The 22,055-nt window shown below is 72.8% G+C and carries 22 protein-coding genes; 9 read left to right on the top strand and 13 right to left on the bottom strand.

The features are described 5' to 3' along the window. Positions 1-4 precede the first annotated feature (4 nt). Positions 5-325: a TcmI family type II polyketide cyclase gene (locus tag ACFY00_RS29315; RefSeq protein WP_388034905.1), complete on the top strand. Its 321-nt coding sequence runs from the start codon at positions 5-7 to the stop codon at positions 323-325. Between the two features lie 149 nt (positions 326-474). Here the strand turns inward: ACFY00_RS29315 and ACFY00_RS29310 are convergent, their stop codons facing one another. Together ACFY00_RS29310 and ACFY00_RS29305 are read right to left on the bottom strand one after the other, a co-directional pair. After that, positions 475-1,551: a methyltransferase gene (locus ACFY00_RS29310; RefSeq protein WP_388034761.1), complete on the bottom strand. Its 1,077-nt coding sequence runs from the start codon at positions 1,549-1,551 to the stop codon at positions 475-477. A gap of 63 nt (positions 1,552-1,614) precedes the next feature. Continuing rightward, complete coding sequence (locus tag ACFY00_RS29305; RefSeq protein WP_388034758.1) at positions 1,615-2,727, bottom strand: nitrous oxide reductase family maturation protein NosD; 1,113 nt, start codon at positions 2,725-2,727, stop codon at positions 1,615-1,617. A 238-nt stretch (positions 2,728-2,965) separates the two neighbouring features. Between ACFY00_RS29305 and ACFY00_RS29300 the strand changes: the two genes are divergently transcribed. Further along, positions 2,966-3,226, top strand: coding sequence for a hypothetical protein (locus ACFY00_RS29300; protein WP_388034755.1), 261 nt, complete (start codon positions 2,966-2,968; stop codon positions 3,224-3,226). A 90-nt stretch (positions 3,227-3,316) separates the two neighbouring features. Here the strand turns inward: ACFY00_RS29300 and ACFY00_RS29295 are convergent, their stop codons facing one another. The 5 genes from ACFY00_RS29295 to ACFY00_RS29275 form a co-directional block, all read right to left on the bottom strand. After that, positions 3,317-4,000 (bottom strand): hypothetical protein, encoded by a 684-nt coding sequence (locus ACFY00_RS29295; protein WP_388034754.1) that lies wholly within the window; start codon positions 3,998-4,000, stop codon positions 3,317-3,319. Between the two features lie 318 nt (positions 4,001-4,318). Continuing rightward, positions 4,319-5,887 carry an MFS transporter gene (locus ACFY00_RS29290; protein WP_388034751.1) on the bottom strand — a complete coding sequence of 523 codons (1,569 nt, stop codon included), beginning with the start codon at positions 5,885-5,887 and terminating at the stop codon, positions 4,319-4,321. Further along, positions 5,884-6,438 carry a TetR/AcrR family transcriptional regulator gene (locus ACFY00_RS29285; RefSeq protein ID WP_388034749.1) on the bottom strand — a complete coding sequence of 185 codons (555 nt, stop codon included), beginning with the start codon at positions 6,436-6,438 and terminating at the stop codon, positions 5,884-5,886. Before ACFY00_RS29285 ends, ACFY00_RS29290 begins: the two co-directional genes overlap by 4 nt. A gap of 191 nt (positions 6,439-6,629) precedes the next feature. After that, positions 6,630-7,025 carry a cell division protein SepF gene (locus tag ACFY00_RS29280; protein ID WP_388034747.1) on the bottom strand — a complete coding sequence of 132 codons (396 nt, stop codon included), beginning with the start codon at positions 7,023-7,025 and terminating at the stop codon, positions 6,630-6,632. A gap of 397 nt (positions 7,026-7,422) precedes the next feature. Further along, on the bottom strand, positions 7,423-7,950 hold the full coding sequence (locus ACFY00_RS29275; RefSeq protein WP_388034744.1) for a DinB family protein: 528 nt from the start codon (positions 7,948-7,950) through the stop codon (positions 7,423-7,425). Between the two features lie 169 nt (positions 7,951-8,119). On the opposite strand from ACFY00_RS29275, the gene ACFY00_RS29270 reads away from it, so the two are divergent. Then, a complete protein-coding gene (locus tag ACFY00_RS29270; protein ID WP_388034742.1) occupies positions 8,120-8,488 on the top strand; it encodes a YrdB family protein in 369 nt (122 codons plus the stop codon). A gap of 110 nt (positions 8,489-8,598) precedes the next feature. Here ACFY00_RS29270 and ACFY00_RS29265 read toward each other — a convergent pair whose 3' ends face one another. The 3 genes from ACFY00_RS29265 to ACFY00_RS29255 form a co-directional block, all read right to left on the bottom strand. After that, on the bottom strand, positions 8,599-9,342 hold the full coding sequence (locus tag ACFY00_RS29265; RefSeq protein ID WP_388034739.1) for a TVP38/TMEM64 family protein: 744 nt from the start codon (positions 9,340-9,342) through the stop codon (positions 8,599-8,601). 42 nt (positions 9,343-9,384) lie between these two features. Continuing rightward, entirely contained in the window at positions 9,385-10,287 is a 903-nt protein-coding gene (locus ACFY00_RS29260; RefSeq protein ID WP_388034737.1) for a deoxyribonuclease IV, read from the bottom strand. A gap of 275 nt (positions 10,288-10,562) precedes the next feature. Beyond that, complete coding sequence (locus ACFY00_RS29255; RefSeq protein ID WP_388034734.1) at positions 10,563-11,762, bottom strand: MFS transporter; 1,200 nt, start codon at positions 11,760-11,762, stop codon at positions 10,563-10,565. An 84-nt stretch (positions 11,763-11,846) separates the two neighbouring features. On the opposite strand from ACFY00_RS29255, the gene ACFY00_RS29250 reads away from it, so the two are divergent. The 4 genes from ACFY00_RS29250 (at position 11,847) to ACFY00_RS29235 (ending at position 16,164) form a co-directional block, all read left to right on the top strand. Further along, positions 11,847-13,166 carry an ROK family transcriptional regulator gene (locus ACFY00_RS29250; protein WP_388034731.1) on the top strand — a complete coding sequence of 440 codons (1,320 nt, stop codon included), beginning with the start codon at positions 11,847-11,849 and terminating at the stop codon, positions 13,164-13,166. A gap of 279 nt (positions 13,167-13,445) precedes the next feature. Further along, positions 13,446-13,859 carry a molybdopterin-binding protein gene (locus ACFY00_RS29245; protein ID WP_388034729.1) on the top strand — a complete coding sequence of 138 codons (414 nt, stop codon included), beginning with the start codon at positions 13,446-13,448 and terminating at the stop codon, positions 13,857-13,859. A gap of 203 nt (positions 13,860-14,062) precedes the next feature. Next, the gene (locus ACFY00_RS29240; protein WP_388034726.1) at positions 14,063-14,764 is read left to right on the top strand and encodes a glycerophosphodiester phosphodiesterase; all 702 of its coding nucleotides are present in this window, start codon (positions 14,063-14,065) and stop codon (positions 14,762-14,764) included. A 284-nt stretch (positions 14,765-15,048) separates the two neighbouring features. Next, positions 15,049-16,164 carry an AI-2E family transporter gene (locus tag ACFY00_RS29235; RefSeq protein ID WP_388034724.1) on the top strand — a complete coding sequence of 372 codons (1,116 nt, stop codon included), beginning with the start codon at positions 15,049-15,051 and terminating at the stop codon, positions 16,162-16,164. A 64-nt stretch (positions 16,165-16,228) separates the two neighbouring features. Here the strand turns inward: ACFY00_RS29235 and ACFY00_RS29230 are convergent, their stop codons facing one another. Next, entirely contained in the window at positions 16,229-17,182 is a 954-nt protein-coding gene (locus tag ACFY00_RS29230; RefSeq protein ID WP_388034721.1) for an alpha/beta hydrolase, read from the bottom strand. Positions 17,183-17,367: 185 nt separating this feature from the next. Here ACFY00_RS29230 and ACFY00_RS29225 point away from each other — a divergent pair, with 185 nt between their 5' ends. Continuing rightward, on the top strand, positions 17,368-18,213 hold the full coding sequence (locus tag ACFY00_RS29225) for a spermidine synthase (RefSeq protein WP_388034719.1): 846 nt from the start codon (positions 17,368-17,370) through the stop codon (positions 18,211-18,213). A gap of 75 nt (positions 18,214-18,288) precedes the next feature. Here the strand turns inward: ACFY00_RS29225 and ACFY00_RS29220 are convergent, their stop codons facing one another. Together ACFY00_RS29220 and ACFY00_RS29215 are read right to left on the bottom strand one after the other, a co-directional pair. After that, complete coding sequence (locus ACFY00_RS29220; protein ID WP_388034717.1) at positions 18,289-19,296, bottom strand: GNAT family N-acetyltransferase; 1,008 nt, start codon at positions 19,294-19,296, stop codon at positions 18,289-18,291. A 672-nt stretch (positions 19,297-19,968) separates the two neighbouring features. Further along, the gene (locus tag ACFY00_RS29215) at positions 19,969-20,184 is read right to left on the bottom strand and encodes a heavy-metal-associated domain-containing protein (RefSeq protein ID WP_388034714.1); all 216 of its coding nucleotides are present in this window, start codon (positions 20,182-20,184) and stop codon (positions 19,969-19,971) included. 376 nt (positions 20,185-20,560) lie between these two features. Here ACFY00_RS29215 and ACFY00_RS29210 point away from each other — a divergent pair, with 376 nt between their 5' ends. Beyond that, positions 20,561-21,889, top strand: coding sequence for an MATE family efflux transporter (locus tag ACFY00_RS29210; protein WP_388034711.1), 1,329 nt, complete (start codon positions 20,561-20,563; stop codon positions 21,887-21,889). The last annotated feature ends 166 nt before the right edge of the window (positions 21,890-22,055 follow it).

Raw genomic sequence — 22,055 nt, 5'->3', positions numbered from 1 at the left:
CGACGTGCACCGCGCCCTGATCGTCGCCCGGATGAAGCCCGGCACCGCCGACCACATCGCCGGCGTCTTCGCCGACTCCGACCGCGGCGCCCTGCCCGGCCTGATCGGCGTCACCGGCCGCAGCCTGTTCCAGTTCGGCGACGTCTACCTGCACCTCATCGAGTCCGAGCGCCCCGCCGGACCGGAAGTCGCCCGGTACGCCCAGCACCCCGAGTTCCGCGACGTCAGCGAACGCCTCGCCGTCTACGTCGACGCCTACGACCCGGCGACCTGGCGCAGTCCCAAGGACGCCATGGCGCACGAGTTCTACCGCTGGGACCGCTGAACGAACCGACGGACCGGGTGTGCTGCGCATGCTGCAGCACCCCGGTCCTCGGCCGTTCCGCACCCCCGTCGGCCTCGCCGTAACGGGACGCGACGGAACCCGGAGGTCCCAGCCTCCGGGCGGCCCCTTCGCGTCGCGTCCCGTCGCGGTTACGGCACCGTGCAGGAGAAGGCGTGCAGGTACGGGTTGACCGGGGCGACCGCGTCCAGCCGCAGGCCGGACTCCGCGATCAGCGCGGTCAGGCTGCCCTGGGTGTGCTTGGCGCCGCCCACGTTCAACAGCAGCAGCAGGTCCATCGCGGTGGTGAACCGCATCGAGGGGGAGTCGTCCACCAGGTTCTCCACGATCACCACCCGGGCACCCGGACGCGCCACCTGGCGCAGGTTGCGCAGCGTCCGGCGGGTGGAGTCGTCGTCCCACTCCAGGATGTTCTTCACCAGGTACAGGTCCGCCTGCACCGGCACCGCGGTGCGGCAGTCACCCGGCACCAGCCGGGCGCGGTCGGCCAGCGAACCGCCCGGCAGCAGCCGCGGGTCCGCGTGCTCCACCACCTTCGGCAGGTCCAGCAGGGTGCCGTGCAGCTCCGGGTGGCGCTCCAGCAGCTCGGCCACCACCTGGCCCTGGCCGCCGCCGATGTCGGCCACCGAGGCGACGCCCGACAGGTCCAGGAAGTCCGCCAGGTCCTGCGCCGACTGGCGGCTGGACTGGGTCATCGCCCGGTTGAACAGGGCCGCGGACTCCGGCGCGTCGTCGTGCAGGTACTGGAAGAACTCCTTGCCGAAGGCGTCGCCGAACACGCTGCGCCCGGTGCGCACCGCGTCGTCCAGCCGGGACCAGGACTGCCACGTCCACGGCTCGGTGCACCACAGCGCGATGTCGCGCAGGCTGCCCGGCTCGTCGCTGCGCAGCAGGCGCGACAGCGGGGTGTGCCGGTAGCGGCCGTCCGGCTCCTCGGCGAACACCTCGTAGCAGGCCAGCGCGCGCAGCAGGCGCCGCAGCGGCCCCGGCTCCACGTCCAGCCGCTCGGCCAACTGCTCGGCCGTGGCGGGCTCGTCCCGCAGCGCGTCCGGCAGCCCCAGGCTGGCGGCGGCGCGGACGGCGCCCGCGCAGGCGGCGCCGAACACCAGCTCGCGCAGCAGCATCGCGGGCGGGACGGCGGGGGCGGTCGGGTCGGCGGGGGCGGTCGGGTCGGGTCGGAGGGCGGTGCTGGTCGGGGCGGAGGTCATGGGCGTGCCCTTTCGTCGGAGGTCGGTCGGAGGTCGGTCAGGAGTGCCCGGGGGAACGGGGCGTCAGCACGGGCCGGTCGGCTCGGAGGTGCGGCAGGCGTTGCCGGTGAACGCGTTGCCGGTGCCGCGCGGGTCCCGGTCGGCGAGGTCGGCGGGCAGGTTGTCGCGCAGCGCGTTGCCGGTGACGGTGGCCCGCGCGTTGGGCGCGCCGACCACGCTCGGGTACAGCACGACGCCGCCGGACATCGGCGACGTCCCGGAGTGGTCGCTGACCTGGTTGCCGGAGACGGTGACGTCCTCGGTGCCGGTCAGCAGGATGCCGGTGCCCTGGACGGAGTCCAGCCGCGGGATCGGCGGGCAGTACCGGTTGTTCGCCCGCACCACGTTGTCCCGTACGGTCAGCGCCCCGGCCCGCGGCACCCCGTCGTCACCGACCACGAACACGCCGCCGCAGTTCCCGTACGCCAGGTTGGCCTCCACCGTCAGGCCGCGGACCCGGCGCAGCTGCAGCCCGATCCGGTTGCCGGACAGCCGGTTCTCGGACACCTCGGTGCCCCGGGTCTCCAGCGCGCCGCCCTTGCGGTCGTACCAGTTGGCGACGAAGATCCCCGCCTGGCCGTTGTCCCGGGCCTCGTTGTCGGTCAGCACCGTACGGGTCGACATCTCGACGCTGATGCCCTGCATGCCGTTGTCGTGCACGGCGACCCGACGCACCGTCAGCCGGTCGGTGACGGCCGCGCCGATCCCGTTGCGGGGGAAGCCCGCCACCGTCAGCGACTCCACCACCGCCCCCGACAGCGTCCGCACCGGCACCCCCTGGTCGTCCGAACTGCCGGTCACGCACACGCCGTTGCCGGCCCGCGCGCAGGCGCTCCGGTCGGCCGGGTCGGGCACCAGGACGGTGCCGGCGCCCTGGCCGCGCAGGGTCACGCCGTCGGTGGCGAGCGTCACGCTGCCCGGGTAGCGGCCCGCGGCGAGCTCCACCACGTCGCCCGGGGCGGCCGCGTCCAGGGCGGCCTGCACGGAAGCGCCCGGCGCGACCCGGTAGACGGTCGGACCGGTGGGGGCGGCGGCCGCCGGGGCGGCGGTCAGCGCGAGGGGCACCGAGACGGTGCAGGACAGCAGGGCGACGGCGGCCCGGACCAGCGGGCGCGTCGGAGCGAGGAGAACAGTCATCGAAGAGCAGCCGGCTTCCGGAAGTCGCGGTCGCGGACGGCATGCGGCACGCCCGCCGCCTCGAAGCTAAGGTCGCGCCCCGGTCCCGGCCAGCCGGGTCGCGCGCACGGGTTGTCCGCACCGCCGACCGGGTGGCGACCCGCCGGAACGGGGAGGCAGGTACCACCCGTACACCCGATCGGGGGGCTGTGCGGCCGGGTACCGGGCCGCCGCCCGCGAGCCGAACCACTATGGACCCATGGACATGCAGAGTGGACGAATCGCCGAGCAGACCGAACTCCGGACGACCGACCTGCGCCTCACCGGCACCGGCCGCACCGACCTCGCGGACGTGTTCGCCGAGCCCGCCGCCGTTGACGCCGTTGACGCCGTCGACGCAGCCGACGCCGCTGACGCCGTCGGCGTGGCGGAGGGAGCGGTGGCCGCGGGGGAGTGGCCGCAGGACGCGGAGGACCCGGCCTGGGACTACGAGGACGTCATCCTCCGGTCCGTCAACTGAACGCCCGCCCCGCGGCGGAAGGACCGCGACACGGAGGCGCCCGCACGCTCGGTACCTGCTGAGCGGGCGGGCGCCTCGGCGCGGGGCGGGTCAGTAGCGGTAGGCCCGCACCACCACCGGAATCAGGTTCTGGTCCCGCACCTTGCTGAACACCACCGGGTTGGCGGTCGCGCCCGCCGCCAGGTTCTCCACGCCGACCGCCTGGCTGTCCACGCTCTTGCCGCTGTGGTCGGTGAAGTCGACCTGGATCGCGTAGGAGCGGGTGTCCAGCGTGCTGTTGGTGATCGTGACGATCGCCGCGTTCAGGTCGCCCGCGGTCGCGTTCGGCACCCCGGTCAGCGTCACGTCCGACGAGGCGTTGCCCGAGTCCGGGACGTTCGCCAGCACCTCCGCGGCCTTCGCCCGGGCGGCCCCCAGCTGGGCGTTCACCGAGGCCTCGAAGGAGGCGGCGCGCTCCGAGGCGGACGCCTGCGCGGCCGACACCGAGGCCAGCGCCGACTCGTGCGCGGACGCGAAGGCGGACGGCGGCTCGCCGGAGAAGCTCGCCGTCTCCGGCGGGCCCACCGTGAAGGTGGACAGCGCCGCCTGCACCGCGTTCTCGCCCGAACTGCCGCCGCAGGCCGCGACCACCGCGATCCCGGCGACCGCACCGGCCACCGCCAGCGACACCCGCAGGCCGCGCCGCACCGGGCGCCGCTCCGGGCGCCGCGGCGGCCCCACCGGACCCTGCCGGACCAGCCCCCGGCCCGAACCGTTCCGCTCCGCGTCTCGCATCGCGATGCACCCTTTCGCTCAGAACCGCGCCGGGCCCGTGCACGCCGCGGTCGTTCCGGCGGGCCCACGGCCCGCCCCCGGACATGCGGCACCGGACGTCCGCCTCCGTCGTACGCCCCCATCGTCGGAGCGCCGCGCCACCCGGGGCCAGCGGCGCTGCGCCATTGGGGGAGCGGGACGGTTCATCGGACCGGCGGGGCGGACGGCAGGATCCGTACGGCGTGATCCGTACGGCAGGGGTGCACCGCTGCGGTGGTCGCCGGGGGCGCGGGCGCGGCAGGACACCGACCGGCTGGTGGCGTACCTGGCGGGGGATCATCAGTGGTGGGCGGGCTCCTTGACCGGTGCCTCGGTGCTGGTGGCGTTGGCATCGGTGGGGGCGGGTCGGTGGCGCAGCAGGCGGTGGGCCAGGGCGGCGGCCGCCAGCAGCAGGGCCGCCGAGCCCCAGGCCGCGACCGTGACGCCGTGCACGAAGGCGTCGTTCGCACCGGCGAGCAACTCCCCGGCCGGGCCCGCCGGGAGGGCGGCCGCGGACTCCCGGGCGCCGCCCAGCGACTGGGCCGCCTGTTCGGCGAGCGCCGGGTCGACGCCCGCCGGGACGGACAGCGACCCCGCGTACAGGGCCGTCACGACCGAGCCGACCAGCGCGATGCCCAGCGCCGCGCCCAACTCGTACGCCGTCTCCGACACCGCCGAGGCGGCACCCGCCTTGGCGGCCGGGGCGGCACCCAGTACCAGGTCCGAGGAGAGCGTGTACACCACGCCCTCGGCGGTGCCCAGCGCCAGGAAGGACGAGCCGAGCAACAGGTAGGCGCTGTCCACCCGGACGAAACCCAGCACGCCGATGCCCAGGCCCATCACGAACAGGCCCGCCGTCAGCACCCGGCGGGCCCCCGCGCGCCGCACCAGCCGGGCCGTCAGCAGACCGCCCGCCACCGAGCCGACGAAGGCCGGCATCTCGGCGAAGCCCGCGTGCAGCGGGGAGTAGCCGCGGACCAGCTGCAGGTACTGCGACATGAAGAAGATCACGCCGGACAGGCCGATCAGGCAGATCAGCGAGGACAGCACCGCCGCGGTGAAGCGCGCGTCCCGGAACAGCCGGACGTCCAGCAGCGGCGTCTCCAGGCGCAACTGGCGCCGCACGAACACCGCCAGCGCGGCCGCGCCCAGCGCGAACACCAGCGGGGTCGTCCACCGCTCCGGGCCGTGCACGGCGAACTCCTTGACGCCGTACACCAGGCCGATCACGCCGGCCATCGACAGCAGCACGCTCAGCACGTCCCACCGGCCCGGGCGCGGATCGCGGGACTCCGGCAGCAGCCAGGCCCCGAGCACCAGCAGCAGCACCATCACCGGCAGGTTCAGCAGGAACACCGACCCCCACCAGAAGTGCTCCAGCAGCACGCCGCCCACCAGCGGGCCCAGCGCCGCACCGGCCGCCGCGCCCGCGCCCCAGACGCCGATCGCGGTGGCCCGCTCCTTCGCGTCCGGGAACAGCGTGCGGATCAGCGACAGCGTGGACGGCATGATCGTCGCGCCCGCCACGCCCAGCAGCGCCCGGGCCACCACCAGCCACCCCGGGCCCGGCGCGTACGCCGCCAGCAGCGAGGCAGCGCCGAACGCGGTCGAGCCCGCCAGCAGCACCCGCTTGCGGCCCAGCCGGTCGCTGAGCGCGCCCATCGACACCAGCAGGCCGGCCAGCACGAAGGAGTAGACGTCGCCGATCCAGAGCAACTGGGCGCCGGACGGACGGAGGGTCTCGGTGATCGAGGGGATGGCGAGGGAGAGCACCGTCGCGTCCACCGCCACCAGGGTGACGGCGAGCACGAGGACGCCGAGACCGGCCCAGCGGTGAACGGACCGGACGGCGACGGGGGTGGAACTCATGGGGTATCAGCTCTCCGTAGAGCACCGCCGAGGAACAGCTCGGCGAGCGAGAACGCGCTTTCGCGGGGTGCGAGTCGGCCCTCCTGCACGGCCCAGCCGATGCCGGCCACCAGGTCGAAGAACGCCTCGCTCAGCCAGGCGGCCGAGAGCTCGATCCGGAACACCCCCTCCTGCTGCCCGCGCAGGAACAGCGCGCGGACCCGGGCGTCCTGGAGCTCCCAGAGGTCGTTGATCTCCTCGTGGTCGTACAGCTGGTTCTCCCCGGCGAGGAAGGCGCACAGCGCGGCATCCGGCACCACCGCGTCCACCAGACGGCGCAGTGCGGCCTCGGCGTTGCCCTCCTCCACCCGCGCTGTGTCGAGCGCGGCGGAGAAGCGGCGCAGGCCGAGGGCGCCCACCTCCAGGATCAGCGCCTCGCGGCCCGGGAAGATCCGGTGCAGCGTGGCGCGGCTGATGCCGGCGGCGCGGGCGATCTCGTCGAGATGGGCCGTGGGGCGCCGGGACAGGATGCCCACGGCCGCCTCCAGGACGGAGTCGCGGTCGGTTGCCATGAGATGAGGATAGCGCAAATGAGACATGGATGTCTCAAAATTTCGCTGAGCGTCTCAGCTGGTGGGGTGGGTGGGGCGGGCGTCGCCGGGTGGCGCACCGGTTGGCTCCGGGCATGCCGAAGGACCCCGCGCGGGGCGCGGGGTCCGTGGGCGTGCGGGGGTGGGCGGGGGTGGTCCCGGTGGGCGGGGCGTCAGCTCTGGTTGTAGAAGCCCGAGTCGTCGAGCGGACGGTCGATGACCGTCACCTCGACGTCGGCCGGGGTGAGCAGGAAGACCCGGCGGGCGATCCGCTCGATGCCGCCGCGGGTGCCGAAGATCAGGCCGGAGGCGAAGTCGACCATCCGCTTGGCCTCGGCGTCGTCCATCTCCGTGAGGTCCATGACCACCGGGACGGAGGCGCGGATGTGCTCGCCGACGGTGCGGGCGGCCTCGAAGCCGGTCGGACGGAGCGAGACGATCTTGGAGGGGCCGGTCTGGACGCTCGGCAGTGTCTCCTCGCCCTCCCAGGGTTCCTCGTACATCGCGGCCGGGTAGCTGCCGGAAGGCATCAGCCACCCGTTGTGGTGCTCGTCGCGAAGTGCTCCCATTAGCCGCGCCTCCCTGTCTCGTTCCGTACTCGTCCCCCGGGGGACGACGGGTCGTTTTGACACGTCATCCACTTGTTGGAACTGTCCGAGTATCGCACTGATCACCGCAGATGTGCCCGCTTGTACCCACCGCACGGGTTGTGGCGCGGGAGGACAACCGTGGTTGTCCGCATACCCGCAATGACGTGACCGCACCGCGAACGGTTGCGTGCGACGACCCTATCGGTGCTACCCGGACGCTAGTTGACTCACTGTCAACAATCATGTAACGGCTTCGCTCCGGGGTGGCGGGTCTCCGCCGCGGGGCGCGCACCCGGGGGCGGGCGCCTGCGGGCCCGGTGTCTACGGTCGGGCGCGTCCGCGTCCGAGGGGCGCCCGGTTTAGAGGGGCGCCGGGGTCACTCGCCGGTGGAGCCGTCGATCCGCTCCCGGAGCAGGTCGGCGTGGCCGTTGTGGCGGGCGTACTCCTCGATCATGTGCACCAGGATCCAACGGAGCGTCACCTCGCTGTCGTGCCAGCGGCCCGCGCTGACCGTGTCCAGCGACACGCCCTGGACGACGGAGCGGGCGAACGCCACCTCCTCCTGCCAGGCCGCCGTGTCGGCGACCGGGTCGGCCCCGTCCACCAGGTCGAAGTCGCCGTCCGGGAACTCCTCCGTCCAGTAGCGGCCGGACGGGTCCAGGACCTGACCGGACAGCACCTGGCGGAACCAGTGGCGCTCCACCTCCGCCATGTGCCGCACCAGCCCGAGCAGGGAGAGCGAGGACGGCGGACAGGCCCGCTCCCGGAGTTGCTCGGCGCTCAGGCCCTCGCACTTGAGGGCGAGCGTGGCGCGGTGGAAGTCCAGCCAGGCGCCGAGCATGGTCGCCTCGTCGGCGGCGAAGGGCGGGCTGGTGCGGACGGTGGCCGGACGCGTGTTCGTCATGCGGACATGGTGGGGCAGGCCGGTCGTGGCGGGCGAGCCCTTTTCCGGCCCGCCGGTCCGGCGGTTCGCCCGGTGGCCGGGCGGGCGCAGGGGGTTCGGGTGCGACCGTCGGCGTGGTAGGAAGGGCGGATCATCGGATGGTGCGGCGGGGGAACGGGCAGGGGCGGGCGTGCGCAAGGTGATGACGGGGACCCAGTTGATGCTGCGGCTGCTGCTGGAACTGGCCTCGCTGGTGGCCCTGGCGGTCGGTGGGTACGGGGCGTGGCCGGACGGCCCGGTCGTGCTGCGGGCGCTGATCGCCCTGGCGCTGGTCGCGCTCGCGGTCGTGCTCTGGGGACGCTACGCGGCCCCCCGACGGCCGGTCCGGAACTCGTCGGCGCTCTGGTACGGGGTGCAACTGCTGATCTGGGGCGGCTCGGTCGCCCTGCTGGCGCTCGGCGGACACCCCGAGTGGGCGCTCGGACTCGGTGCCGTGATGGTCGCCAACACGGCGGTGCTGTGGTCGCTCGGCGAGTGGTCGCCCGCCGTGGAACGCTAGGCCGCGCTCCACCCGCGTCGGCTCGTCGCTCCCACCTGCGTGGGGCACCGGCCGACGGGGGACCCGCCGTCCCGACCCGGTCGGTACGGCCGGGCCGCTGCGGCGGAGCGTCAGCCGGAGCGGCGCGGACGGGCGCGCCACAGCGAGACGGCGCTGAACACGCACATCGCGGCGATCACCGCGGCGGAGACCAGGAAGGCCGGTGAGGTGGGCGAACTCGCGCTCGCCCCCGCGACCACGTACGCGGTGGTGGTCGGCACCACGCCGAGGACGGTGCCCGCCAGGTACGGCCAGAACCGCACGCCCGAGAACGCGCACGCCAGGTTGCCGGCCTGGAACGGCGCGCCCGGGAACAGCCGCACCAGCAGCACGCTGCGGAAGCCCTGCTCGGACAGCCGCCGGTCGATCTCCGTCAGCACCTTGCCGCGCACCAGCGGCCGCAGCGCCTCGCGCCCCAGCCAGCGCCCGAGCGCGAACGCCGCCGCCGCGCCGACCGCCGATCCGGCGACCGCCAGCGGCACGCCCCACAGCGAACCGAAGAGCACCCCCATGCCCGCGTTCAGCGCCGGACGGGGCAGGAAGGCCACCGAACCGAAGGCGTACACCGAGAGCGCGACCGGTATCCGCCACGGGCCCGAGGCGGCCGACAGGACGGCGGACGGGTCCCACAGCAGTAGCGAGGCCGCGGCTGCGGCGAGCAGCACGAGCAGCGCGCCGAGGCGCAGCAGCGCCCGGCGGTGCGGGCGGTGCAAGGGCGGGATCGGGATCGGCTCCACGGCGGGGTCGGTGGCGTCAGTGGCGTCGGAGGCGTCGGAGGCGGAGGTGGACGCGCCTATCGGCTGTGGGGCAGACACCCGGGGAGCTTAACCGGCGCGGGGCGGCTGCGGGAGGGCGGTTCAGGAGGCGGGGCGGCGCAGCCGCTTGAGCAGGGCGATGTCGGCGGATTGGCGGGCGCCCTCGACCCGGTCGGGGTCGTGGCGGCCGTCCGGGGTCTCGATGATCAGCGGGACGCCCTCGGTGGCCGGGTGCGCGAGCAGCGCCTCGAACGCGGCTGCGCCGATGTGGCCCGCGCCGATGTTCTCGTGGCGGTCCTTGCGGGCACCCGCGACGTCCTGCGAGTCGTTGGCGTGGATCAGCCGCAGTCGGCCGGGGCCGACCGCCCGGTGCAGGGCGTCGAAGAGTTCCTCGACCCCGCCCGGTGCGGCCAGGTCGTGCCCGGCGGCGAAGGCGTGGCAGGTGTCCAGGCAGACGCCGACCAGCGGGTGGTGGTCGAGGGCCTCCAGGTAGGCGGCGAGGTCGTCCATCCGGGAGCAGAGCGAACTGCCCTGGCCCGCGGTCGGCTCCAGCAGCAGCCACGGGGCGTCGGCGCCGTACCGGTCGAGGCCGTCCAGGATCGGCAGCACCTGCTCGCGGACCTGGGCGAGCGCCTCCGCGCGGGTGCCGCAGAGCGCGGACCCGGTGTGCACGACCGTCCCCAGGGCGCCGATCGCGGCCGAGCGGTGCAGCGAGTGCGTCAGCGACTCGGCGGAGCGCTCCCGGGTCGCGGCCGAGTCCGAGCCGAAGTTGATCAGGTACGGCGCGTGCACGTACGCCGGGACGCCGCGCTCGGCGCAGGCCGTCCGGAAGGCCAGGTCGTGCGCGGGGTTCCCGGCCGGAGTGGCCCACCCGCGCGGATTGGCGACGAACACCTGCACCGCCTCCGCCCCGACCTTCTCGGCGTAGGCCAGCCCCGTACCCACCAGTCCTTTCCCGGCGACGGGAACGTGGGCGCCGATCGGGTTGCGCGGGACGGAAGCCATGCCCAGGAGCATCGCACGGCGGGACGGAAGCGCAGACCACCGGGGTCGGCGCTTCCGTCCCGGAGCGCTGTGCTGCTGACGCCTCGGGGCGGTGCGGTACACGGGGCGACGGCGCGGTGGGTGGACGCGGGTGCGGCGGGGCCGGGGCGGGGAGCCGGTGGGGCGGTGGGGCGGGGCGTCGGGACGCACCGAGATGCGGGACATGTCGAGGGGCGCGGGAATTGACCTCCCGCGCCCCTCGACGGACGTCCGTCCGCCCATTGTCCGGCCGTCCGTCAGTGGGTTGCCTCCAGGGAGCCGGAGGAGGCCGCCACGGGGACGTCGACCGACCTGCGGTGCCGCATCGCCGTGGCGGAGGGGATCAGGGCGGCGGCCAGCAGGGTGACCGCGAGGAAGGAGACGGTCAGCGAACTGGCCTGGGCGATGCCACCGACCACGGCCGGGGCCACCAGCCCGGAGGTGTAGGTGATGGTGGCGACACCGGCGATGGACTGGCTCGGGTTGCTGCCCGCCCGACCCGCGGCGGCGAACGCGAGCGGAACGACCACGGCGATGCCGATGCCGATCAGGGCGAAGCCCGGGATGGCCACGTACGGGCTGCTCGCGGACACCACCAGCAGGCCGCCGGCGGTGGCGACCACGCCGCTCAGCCGGACGGCGCGCACCGGGCCGAGCCGGCGGACGACCGCGTCACCGGCCAGGCGGGCCGCGGCCATGGTCGCGGCGAAGGCGGTGAAGCAGGCGGCGGCGACGGAGGAGGAGGCGCCGGTGATGTCGTGGAGGTAGACGCCGCTCCAGTCCATCGAGGCGCCCTCGGCGAACACTGCGCAGAACCCGACCAGACCGATGACCAGCGCTTCCTTCGGCGGCAGGGCGAACCGCGGCGGGGCCTCCTCACCGGCGGTCGGCCGGACGTCCAGCACCCCGCGGGAGACCACCTGGGCGAGCGCCACCAGGATCGCGGCGGTCACCGCGTACTGGACGCGGGCGTCCACGTGCTGATGGGCCGCCAGGACGCCGAAGGCGGAGGCCACCAGACCGCCGGCGCTCCACATGCCGTGCAGACCGGACATGATCGACCGGCCGAGCCGCTCCTCCACCTCGACGCCCTGCGCGTTCATCGCGACGTCCGACATGCCCGCCGTGGCGCCGTAGAGGAACAGTGCCAGGCAGAACACCACCAGGTGGGGGGAGAGCGCGGGCAACGCCAGCGACAGGCACCACAGCGTCAGCAGGCCCTGCAACGCCGACCGGGCGCCCAGGCGGTGCACGATCCGGCCGGCCAGCGGCATCGCCACCGACGCACCGATGGCAGGGAACACCAGGGCGAGACCGAGTTGGCCCGGGCTCAGATCCAGGTGCTCCTTGATCCACGGGATGCGGCTGACGAAGGTGCCGGTGACGGCGCCGTGGACGGCGAAGACCAGCGCCACGCTCATCCTCGCGCGCTGGACGTCCTTGAGAGTCTCGCCCATGCCGGGCTCCCCCTTGGGTCGGTCGGATGGCAATAAACTATCAGGGACCCTGCCTGTTAGAAACCTCTGGAAGGATGCAGGCCCATGACGACCGCGCGCACCGCCACGCCGAGCACCGCCCGGGCCATCAACGACCGGCTTGCCCTCGACCTGCTGCTCGAACGGGGCCCGCTCACCGCGTCCGACCTGCGCACACTGACCGGACTGTCCCGGCCCACCGTCGCCGACCTGCTGGAGCGGCTCCAGCGCAGCGGCCTGGTCGCCCACGCGGGCGAGAGCGCCGCACTGCGCCGCGGCCCCAACGCCCGCCTGTACGGACTGGTCGCCGACCGCGCCCACCTCGCCGGGATCGACATCAGGGCCACCGGCGTCAGCCTGGTGGTCGCGGACCTGACCGGCCGGACCCTCGGCACGGCCACCATCGCCGCCCTCGCCCCCGGTACGGGGACGGGCGCCGGAACGGGCGTGGGGACGGGCGTGGGGACGGGGACCGAAGCGGGCGTCGAGACGAGCACCGAGGCGGGGGCCGGGACCGGGGCCGGGGCGGTGGACGGCGACCTGCTGGTGGAGCAGACCGTCGAGGCGCTGCTCGCCACCGCGGCCGAGGTCGGGGCGAAGGAGCTGCACACCGTGGCCGTCGGCGCGCCCGGTCTGGTCGACCCGGTGACGGGCACGCTCAACAACTCCGGCAAGCTGCCCGAGTGGCACGCCAAGCTGCTCGCTGCCCTGCGGTCGCGCCCCGGAACGGAGGTGATCCTGGAGAACGAGGTGAACCTGGCCGGGATCGCCGAGCACCGCATCGGGGCGGCCCGGGGGCGGCGGGACTTCGCGCTGATCTGGCTCGGGCACGGCGTGGGCGCCTCCGTGGTGCTCGACGGACGCCTGCGTCGCGGCGCCTCCGGCGGCACCGGCGAGATCGGCTTCCTGCCGGTGCCGGGGACCGTCGGACTCCCCGACTCCAAGAAGTGCGACGGGGGCTTCCACTCCATGGTGTCGAGCGCCGCGATCTGCGAACTCGCTGCCCGCCACGGGCTCGCAGCCGGGTCCGAGACCACGGACGGGGACGCCGGTGCGGCCGAGGAGCAGGAACCCGCGGCCGCGGCCGTGGTCCGCCGGGCCGTCGAGACCGGCGCCGACGACTTCCTGGACGAACTGGCGCAACGCATCGCCGTCGGAGCCTCCGCGATCTGCGTGGTGCTCGACCCGGGCTGCGTGGTGCTGGGCGGGGAGATCGGGCAGGCCGGAGGACCGGAACTGGCGGACCGGGTCGAGCGGCACCTCTCCCGGATCTCCCCGCTCGCCACCGAAGTGCGGGCTGGTACCGCGGGCGGCGGCGCCGTTCTGGCCGGCGCGGTTCTGACCGCTGGGGACGCCGCGCGGCGGGAACTGTTCGGCGGGGACTGACAGTACGGCCTGCGGCGCACCGTGCCGAGTGCCGCCGTCGACGCCCCGACAGCCGGGCCGAACCGCCGCCCCGCCCTCCGGCGCCAGGCCACCGTGCCGCGTCCGTTCCGTCGTCGAGCGGTGCGTCCCGGCGCAGTGGCGGTCGGTTCCCCGCGCCCGGGGTTCCCGAGCGGACGGCCGCCGGGTGGGTGGTGGTGGGGCGTGCACGGGGACGGGTGCCGGTACGGCAGGATGGCGGGGTCCGCCAGTTCGTTCTTGAATCGCCCGGGAGCCGCATCGATGGTCATGTCCGACCGGCCCGTCCACCCGTACCGCATCGGCGAGGCTGCCTCGATGCTCGGGGTGAGCGCCGACACCATGCGGCGGTGGGTGGACGCGGGCCGACTGCCGGCGACGCGGGACGAGCACGGCCACCGGATCATCGCCGGGGCGGAACTCGCGGCGTTCGCCCGGGAGCTGGCCCGTCCGGAGAACGGCGAGGTGGAGGGGCGCTCGTCGGCCCGGAACAGGTTCCCCGGGATCGTGACCGCAGTCGTCCTGGGGGACGTCGCTGCGCAGGTGGAGATCCAGGCCGGTCCGTTCCGAGTGGTCTCCCTGATCAGCCGTGACTCGGCGGAAGAACTCGGCCTCGTCCCCGGAGCGCCCGCCACCGCAGTGATCAAGTCGACCAACGTCGTGATCGAGCGGCGCTGAGGCCGGGCCCGACCGTACCCTCCTCGCCCTCTCTCCGGTCCCGGACCGTCCCGGACCGGCTCCGCTGCCCGGCCGCTCGGACGGCACCGGCAGCCGGGAGCGGGAGGCGAACTGACGCCGCTTAGGATGCGGAGGTCTGCGGCCGAGCGGTGGTGAGGCGGCCGGTGCTGTGAGTATCCCGACCGTGCGAGAGGACGATCCCGTTGAAGAGCCGCGTGCGCGCCGTTGCCCACCGTGGTGACCCGTACCTGCACCGCGAGAACACCCTTCCGGCGGTCAGCGCGGCTCTCGCCGCAGGAGCCGACGCCGTCGAGGTCGACGTCCAGCTCACCCGGGACGGGGTGCCCGTGCTGCTGCACGACCACACCCTCGAGCGCCTGTGGAACGACCAGCGCCGGATCGACCGTGTGACGCTCGACCAGTTGGCGGAAGTGGCCACCCCCGGACTCCGGATCCCCACCCTTGCCGAGGCCCTGCAGGCCGTTGCCGCCACGGACGGCGCGCAACTGATGATCGACCTGGACGAGGCCCGTCCCGCCGCCGCTACCTGGCAGGTCGTCAGCGACCTCGGGGCGGTGGACCGGGTCGCCTTCTGCGGATCGGTCGCCGCCATGCTCGCGGTGCGCGAACTGGCTCCCGAGGCGGAGATCTCCCTGACCTGGAACCGCCTCCAACTGCCCAAGCAGCGGTTGCTCGCCGAACTGCGCCCCAGCTACCTCAACCCGCCCTTCGGCCTGGTCGACGAACGACTGGTGGCCTCCGCCCACGACGCCGGGATGGGCCTGGCGACCTGGACCGTGGACCTGCGCCGTACCATGCGGCGGATGCTCGACCTCGGGGTGGACTCGTTGACCTCCAACCGCATCGCACTGCTGCGCCGGACGATCGACCGGCACCGGGCCTGACCCGCCGGGGGCGGGACGGTCGACCCGGGCGCCACGCCACGCCTGCCGCCTTTCCCCGTCGGCCGGGCCGTCATCTGTTGGAATGAGTCGATCATGACGGTGTGTCGGCTGCGGAGGTGGCGGTGACGGCAGAGGACTCCCCGGATCCGCAGGACCGGGGCGACCGTCCGGTCCCGGCCACACCTTCGAGGGGCGGAGCCGGAGAAGGAACCGGAGCAGGGCTGCAGGGAACATCAAGTGGGGATCCCTCCTCGGGAGGCGGTGCTGCGTCAGGAGCTGTTGCCGTGACGAGCGCGACCGGCGCGGACCTGGACGACCGGCGGCCGTCCCAACTGCTCCCGGTGTCGGTCCGGTCGGCCGCGGCCTGGTCGGCCGCGGTGATCCTCTTCATCACCGTGGCCGCGTTCGCCGTCTTCGTGGTGGTGGAACTGCGGGCCGCGACGATCCCGATGGTGATCGCGCTGCTGGCCACGGCCCTGCTCTACCCGGTGATGCCCTGGCTGGTGCGCCGTGGTGTCAAACGAGGTGCTGCAGCCGGGCTGACCTGCGCGATCCTGGTGCTGGCGGTCACCGGCGGGATCGCGCTGCTGGTCAATTCCCTGGTGAACAGCGCACCGCAGATCGCTTCAGGACTCCAGCAGGCGGGCGACCGCATCGCCTCCTGGCTGGGCCCGGTCGGAGACAAGATCCAGTACGCGCTGAAGGAGAGTTCCGGCTCCGGGAGCACCCTGGTGGACTCGCTCGCCAACGGCGTCCTGTCCGGCCTGGGACTGGTCACCCAACTGCTGACCGGAGGGGTGCTCTCCCTTGCGCTGGTCTTCTTCTTCCTCCGGGACGGGCACCGCTTCGGCGACGCGATGCGCGAGCTGATCCCCGGTCGGCACTCCGAGACGGTGATCGCGTGCGGTCAGCAGGCGTTCACCGCGATGGCGGGCTTCATGCGGGGCACCACCCTGATCGCACTGATCGATGCCACGTTCATCTCCATCGGGCTGCTGGTCCTGGGCGTCCCCGGTGCGGCCGGGCTCGGCGCGCTCGTCTTCATGGGTGCTTACATCCCTTTCGTCGGTGCCTTTCTCTCGGGAACGGTGGCCGTCCTGGTGGCCCTCGCGAACGGCGGATTGGGTACTGCCTTGTGGGCCCTCGGAGTGGTGTTGGCGGTGCAGGCGATCGAGGGGAACATCCTGCAACCCCTCATCCAGAGTCGGACCGTCGAGCTCCACCCGGCCACCATCATGATCGCGGTGGTGGCCGGGGCAGGGATCGCCGGAATCATCGGTGCCCTGCTCGCCGTGCCCGTCAGCGCTGCCGGGCTCGGCGTGGTGTCCGTTCTCCGGGGCACTGAGGGGAGCCCCGACCTGCCGGGCAGCCGTCGAAAGCGCCACCGGCTCGAGTCCTGAGCAATCGCGGGCCCGGAGTGCCGGGCTTCGTTCCCTCCGCCCGCGCCGGGGCCTTCGGACGGGGTCAGGGAGCGGGGAAGTACGCAGCCGTCCAGCGATCCAGCTCGGCGAACACCTCGGCCCGAACCGGGTCGGCCGACAGCACCAGGTCGTGCAAGCCGCCCTCGATCCGGACGGTGGTGACATGGCGCCCCAGGCGCGGCGCGAGCGCGGCGATGTCGTCGGCGCGCAGCACCGCGTCGGTGCGCGTCAGGGCCGGGTCCCACCGGTTGGTGACGGTGGAGGCGGTCGAAGCCATCAGCAGGACCGGGCAGTCGATCGGGAGCCCGCGGCGCACCTGCCGGTGACCGCGCTGGATCGCCGCCAGCCATCCCGCGAACAACGGGAAACCCTCGGCCGGTTTCAGAGCCAGGTCGAACTCCCAACTGCCGCGATGGCTCCGGTGGAGACTGTGGACGTAGTGCGGGTTGAGCGGTGCGGGCAGCCTTCGCGTGGGTGCGGCCCGCCCGATGGCGTCGAGAGCGGGAGCGCCGAGGGTCCGCACAGCCAGGGCCGCGGGCATCGAGAGGAAGGGACTGTTGAGGAACAGGCCGTCCACCACCCCGTGTCCGGCCCGACGGGCGGCCCACAGGGCAGCCACCAGCCCGCCCGTCGAGTGTCCGTTCACCAGGAGCCGGGTGTGGCCGTCGAGCTCCCGGATGACGCGGACCGCCTCGTCCAACTCCTCGTCGTACGCGACGAGGTCCTTGACGAAGTTGGGGGAGTGGTGCGGACGGAGCGACCTGCCGTACTTGCGGAGGTCCAACGCGTAGAAGGAGAAACCCGCGGCCGTGAAGTGGTCCGCCAGATGGGTCTGGAAGAAGTAGTCGTTGTAGCCGTGCAGGTACAGCACGGCCTGACGGGACCCTTCGACCAGCCGGCGGACCAGGGTCGCGCTGACCTCCCCCTCCTCGTCCGGGAGCAGCGGAAGCTCCGCCGCCTCGTACGGGGCGCCGAGGATGTCTTCACGGAATTCCACGCCAGCCACACCCATTTCCCGTTCCGCCGCGCCGCCCGGGCCCACCCCGGGCGGTACACCCAGCGACCATACCGGTCGGTAGTCGCCTCCGTTTGGGAAGACTGCCCTGGTGGGGCCTAAGCTGCCCGCATGGCTGCCCCTTCGTCGATCGTTCTTCGCCCCGTCACCCCGCGGAGGCCGGCCCGATGAGCGGCATCGCTGCCGACGGGGCGGAACCGCGACCGGTGGAGCGCCGGGTGGCGCTGGGAACCGCCAAGTTGATGCCCGACATCGACCTCGACGGCGGCTGGCTGCTCACCCTCGACGGGACTCCGCAGTCGTACGTCGACCTTCAGGACCCGACGCACCTCGAGTTCGAGTACGTGCAACGGATCGCGCACCTGCTGGACGTGGTCGCGGACCCCGGCGAGCCGTTGGAGGTTTTGCACCTGGGCGGCGGTGGGCTCACCCTGCCCCGCTACCTGGCGGAGACCCGGCCGGGCTCGCAGCAGCAGGTGGTCGAACTGGACGGCCCGCTGACCGAGTTCGTCGCCGAGCACCTCCCCTGGCCGTCCGGCATCGACGTGACGGTGGGGGACGCCCGCGCCGCGCTCGCAGCCGTGGCGCCCGCCAGTGTTGACGTGGTGGTGGCTGACGTGTTCCGGGGCTCGCGGACACCGGCGCACCTCACCAGCGTCGAGTTCGTGCGGCTGGCAGCCGCCGTGCTCCGTCCCGGGGGTTGCTACGCGGCGAACCTGGCGGACGGCCCGCCGCTCGCCTTCGCCAAGGCCCAGACCGCCACGGTCGCCGCCGTGTTCGCCCACGTCTGCCTGGTGGCCGAGCCCGCGGTGCTGCGGGGACGGCGTTACGGGAACGTGCTGCTGATCGGGTCCGACGTGCCACTCCCCACCGGTGAGCTGACCCGACTGCTCGCCTCCGATCCGTTCCCCGCCAGGCTGACGGAAACGCCGGAGCGGGCGGCGGAACCGATCACGGATGCGACGGCCCAGGACTCGCCACCGCCTCCGAGTGGAGCCTTCTCGGTGGGCTGAGGCGGTTCGGGCGGCAGGTTGGGTGCTGTGCTGGAAGTCGTACCTGATGGGAGGTTCTCCTCTCGAGGGGACGGGTCAGGTGGCGGAGAAGACCAACCGGCGGGTGCCGTCGCGGTAGCCGACCAGCTCGAGGGCGGCGACCGCTGGATGGTTCGAGAGATCGGTTTCGGCCCGGATCACACCGGCTCGGGTCTCGGCGGCCAGGATCCGAGTGCTCTCGGCGAGGATCTCCGCTGCGAAACCCCGGCCCCGGAACTCGGGCAGGACCCCGAGGTACCCGACCACCGGAACGACGGAGTTGTGCGAGGGGATGGCGAAACCGACCACCTGCCCCGCTGCGGTTCGCGCTATCCGCCACCAGGAGCGTCGGCCGCGCATCTCCCAGTGGTGGAACGCGACCTCGCTCCGGGCGTGAGTCTCCGCGCCGACGAGCAGTGCTTCGCGAATGGACATCACATCCAGGCTCTTCGGCAGGGAACGGCGGAAGAGGTCGACGAAGACTTCGTCATCCGGTTCCGGAGCGAAGGACAGCCGGTCCGACAGGGTGGGAACGGGCCGGTCCGTCGTGCGCTCGAAGCGGAGCCGTTCGGCGGTGAGCCGCAGGCCGGCGGCTTCGGCCGCCCTGCGGCGCCAGGCGACCGAAGCGGCGACCTCCGGGCGGTCACGCCAGTCGGACGGCAGGAAGAGGTGGTAATCGGGCGCCGGTACCAGCCCGTTGGCGGCGAACACCTGGTGTGCGGCCGTGAGCAGTGCGGCCGCGACTGCACAGCGCGGATCGGTGAGCGGCCGGGACGACGAAGACGCTCTCCGACGGGGGCCGCTGAGGGCCCACAGCGGATCGGACCGGGCGAACAGGGCGTCCAGATGGCTCGGATGGGCGTCGGCGGGGCTGCCCCACCAGATGGCGACGGCCAGAGGTGCCTGGCCAGGGCCGGGTTCCGCCACCCAGATCCAGCCGGGGCGGTACTCGCCGTCGGCCAGGCGGGCGCGGACCGTGTCTGCCGAGACCGCGGTGGACGGGTCTGGCTGAACCTGGGCCAGCACGGAGTTGAGTTCCTGCAGGACGATCGGACGGAAGATCACAGTGCCTCCGGGAAAGGGAGCGGGAGGCGCCGAACCCGATCGTGGCGGTCCGCCGCAGCTACTGCGCGGGAAGGGACCTGCAACAAAGACCGGTGATCGGGAGCGCCACGGAACGGCTGTGGATTATCGGAACCACCGCGGAACTCCTCTCGGAACAAGGCACTACGAGACCTCGGAAACCTGCCGGGAGCACCCGGCGGGACCGCAACGGGACCCGTCGGCCGCCGTCGATGGCCAAAGAGTAGGAGGGCCACCGGATCGCCTGCAAATTATTATTTGGGAAAGTGGTTCTCCGGCCGGGCGGACAGGGTGCCGTCAGCTGTCTTGTTCGCGCGTCGGCAGGTGTTCGAGGCCTCGCGGTCCCTGAAGTTCCGCTCCGGGCAAAGGCTTCGCGAACACGTGAGGAGCTGCCGTGGCAGGCCTGCGCCCGGGCGGTCGGCTGAAGCGCGGAGACCACCCGGGCGCGGGTTACGCAAAATCGCCCGATAGAGCGAATGCTTGGATTTTTGATCCAGGGGCGATTAATCGAATCGCGTGGCGGCGATGAAGAGTGCGGAGAGGGGACGTGGGAGGGAAGGGGCGGGCCGTGGTGCGAAGGAGGAGGGGGATCGGTGAGTTCCCGCAGTCGGTGGCCGCAGCACTGGTTCCGACAACTGGTGGCCCGTCAATGGCTCAGGCCCGGCCGACCAGTGCGAAACCGGCGTCGGTGACGGCCGAGCGGATCTGGTCGTCCTGCAGGGGCTCGGTGGATTCGACGGTCACCCGACCGGCCTTCGCATCGGCGGTGACGTGGGTGACTCCGCTCAGTGCGGTCAATCCGGCGGTGACGGTCCGCTCGCAGTGGCCGCAGCTCATTCCCTCGACAGTGAAGACAGCAGTGGTGGACATGGATACCTCCGTTGAACGGGCGGGACCGGTCGGGTGACCGCGCAGGGGCGTGGGACGCCGTCCAGCACAACGCACCCGATCGGGGAGCGACACCGGGACACGCCGGTGGATGCCCCCAACGAGTGGTGCCCTGAAAGGGAGTTCGCCGCGGTTGGGGTGTTGGTGGTGGACGGGGCGGGGCAGGCCGAGGGGCACTGCCCGGCGGGCGGCTGAGCGGCTGCTCCCATCGCCCGGTGGTCGCCAAGATTGTGGATCAAATCTCGACAAGGGGGGGAAATTTCATTTGTTGAAATCTTGAAAATTTCCCGCTACGGTCGGCCGCCTCGATATCTCCGGTGGTCGGCGGGCGGCCATCGGGGCAACAGGAGGGGGAACCATGGCGGGGGAATCTTTGGCGGCAGCAGAGCGGCGGGAGCCCGCGCTCGCCTCGCTGGAAATTTCGGCCGGGCGGTTCGCCGCCTCCATTCTGCTCGGGCTGGTGGCCGGATTGGTGCTGCAAGCGTGGACGGTGGCATTTCTGGGTCGGCTCGGTCCGGAGGCGCTCTACGTCCGCTCGGTGTACGCACCCGTCGGCTATCTCGTGCTGGCAGTGACAGAGGGACTGGTGGTGGCCACTCAGGTCTCCGCCGGGATCGCCGCCCGCAGTGGTCGGAGCCGGGACGCACTCAGGTCCGTACCGACCTTCTTCGCCATCGGAGCGGGGTTGCTGGTCCTGCAAGCGGTGGTCGCGCTGGCGGCTTCCGGCCCGATCCTGACCGCGCTCGGGGTCGCCCCCGGTGCCCGGCGGACGGTGCTGGTCTTCATCGTGGCTCTCGCTCTGACCAGCGCGCTCGGGCTGTTCCCCTACCTCTGTACGGGAGTTCTGCGCGGCTTGGGCCACACCGGTCCGGCCGCCTGGCTCGGAGTGCTGTTCACCGCGCTGTCCATCGCCGGAACGATCGTGCTCCACGCAGTCACACGGCTCGGTGTGCTGGCGGTGCCGATCGGAGGACTGCCCGCCACCGCGATCGCCGGTGCAGTTGCTGCGATCGTCCTCAGGAGGAAGCAGGTCGCCCGGCCCGCGCTGGCCGGTGACCGGGCGGCGGCACGCGAACTCCTGAGCCTCGGAGCGCCGGTGGCGGGCACCTTCCTGTTGCTGTCCACAGTGACCTTCGGCTACTTGCGGGTACTGCACGGGTCCGGCCCTACCGAGATCGCGGGATTCTCCCTCGGACAGATGGTCGTCGGCCTGCTGACGGTCGTCGCGGTGGCCGTCGGCTCCGGCGCCGCGATCGCTGTCACCCTCCAACCGGGCGAGAGTCGGCGAGCCCTCAACCACACCGGTTTGATCATCGCCCTGCGGCTCTCGCTACCCCCGTACCTCCTGCTCGGTGCGGCGGCTTTCCTCCTGCGCGAGCCGGTCACCGAGGCCCTGACCACGGACCGGGCCGCGGCTTCCGTCGCAGCCGGGTACTTCACCTGGGTCGGTCCCACCCTCGTGCTCTTCGGTGGCTCCCTCGCGCTGCTCAGCTACCTGGAACAGATCGGCCGCGCGGGAGTGGCCTTCCTGCTGAACCTCGTGTACTTCGCGGTGATGCTGGCCGTCGCCTTCCTCATACCCGGGCCCGTGGACGCCCGAGACCTGGCGAAGCTGATGGCGGTGGGCAACGTCATCGGATTCGTCAGCCTCTGGCTCAGCGCCCGCTACCTCGTCCTGCGCCGATGACGCACCGGGGTCGACCGCGATGAGACGGCGCCGCGGACGGCGCAGCCCCCGCATCGGCGGAATCGGCCGTAAGAGGGCGTTAAGTCCTGTTTTTAATGGTTCGGCATCGCTCGATCGTGGGGTCGGCTGCAGTTCCGGGGCGGCTGCCGGATCGGGGGTGGTGCCA

The sequence above is a fragment of the Kitasatospora sp. NPDC001540 genome (assembly GCF_042894345.1).
Taxonomy (GTDB): Bacteria; Actinomycetota; Actinomycetes; order Streptomycetales; family Streptomycetaceae; genus Kitasatospora; species Kitasatospora phosalacinea_C.
The sequence above is the reverse complement of the archived record's forward strand: the minus strand, read 5'-3'. Positions and strand labels throughout refer to the sequence as shown.

What these genes read in the sequence shown, in the direction of transcription:
- ACFY00_RS29310 (WP_388034761.1), bottom strand. Translation starts at nt 1,551, where the DNA reads ATGACCTCCGCCCCGACCAGCACCGCCCTCCGACCCGACCCGACCGCC.
- ACFY00_RS29305 (WP_388034758.1), bottom strand. Translation starts at nt 2,727, where the DNA reads ATGACTGTTCTCCTCGCTCCGACGCGCCCGCTGGTCCGGGCCGCCGTC.
- ACFY00_RS29300 (WP_388034755.1), top strand. Translation starts at nt 2,966, where the DNA reads ATGGACATGCAGAGTGGACGAATCGCCGAGCAGACCGAACTCCGGACG.
- ACFY00_RS29295 (WP_388034754.1), bottom strand. Translation starts at nt 4,000, where the DNA reads ATGCGAGACGCGGAGCGGAACGGTTCGGGCCGGGGGCTGGTCCGGCAG.
- ACFY00_RS29290 (WP_388034751.1), bottom strand. Translation starts at nt 5,887, where the DNA reads ATGAGTTCCACCCCCGTCGCCGTCCGGTCCGTTCACCGCTGGGCCGGT.
- ACFY00_RS29285 (WP_388034749.1), bottom strand. Translation starts at nt 6,438, where the DNA reads ATGGCAACCGACCGCGACTCCGTCCTGGAGGCGGCCGTGGGCATCCTG.
- ACFY00_RS29280 (WP_388034747.1), bottom strand. Translation starts at nt 7,025, where the DNA reads ATGGGAGCACTTCGCGACGAGCACCACAACGGGTGGCTGATGCCTTCC.
- ACFY00_RS29275 (WP_388034744.1), bottom strand. Translation starts at nt 7,950, where the DNA reads ATGACGAACACGCGTCCGGCCACCGTCCGCACCAGCCCGCCCTTCGCC.
- ACFY00_RS29260 (WP_388034737.1), bottom strand. Translation starts at nt 10,287, where the DNA reads ATGGCTTCCGTCCCGCGCAACCCGATCGGCGCCCACGTTCCCGTCGCC.
- ACFY00_RS29255 (WP_388034734.1), bottom strand. Translation starts at nt 11,762, where the DNA reads ATGGGCGAGACTCTCAAGGACGTCCAGCGCGCGAGGATGAGCGTGGCG.
- ACFY00_RS29250 (WP_388034731.1), top strand. Translation starts at nt 11,847, where the DNA reads ATGACGACCGCGCGCACCGCCACGCCGAGCACCGCCCGGGCCATCAAC.
- ACFY00_RS29245 (WP_388034729.1), top strand. Translation starts at nt 13,446, where the DNA reads ATGGTCATGTCCGACCGGCCCGTCCACCCGTACCGCATCGGCGAGGCT.
- ACFY00_RS29225 (WP_388034719.1), top strand. Translation starts at nt 17,368, where the DNA reads ATGAGCGGCATCGCTGCCGACGGGGCGGAACCGCGACCGGTGGAGCGC.
- ACFY00_RS29215 (WP_388034714.1), bottom strand. Translation starts at nt 20,184, where the DNA reads ATGTCCACCACTGCTGTCTTCACTGTCGAGGGAATGAGCTGCGGCCAC.
- ACFY00_RS29210 (WP_388034711.1), top strand. Translation starts at nt 20,561, where the DNA reads ATGGCGGGGGAATCTTTGGCGGCAGCAGAGCGGCGGGAGCCCGCGCTC.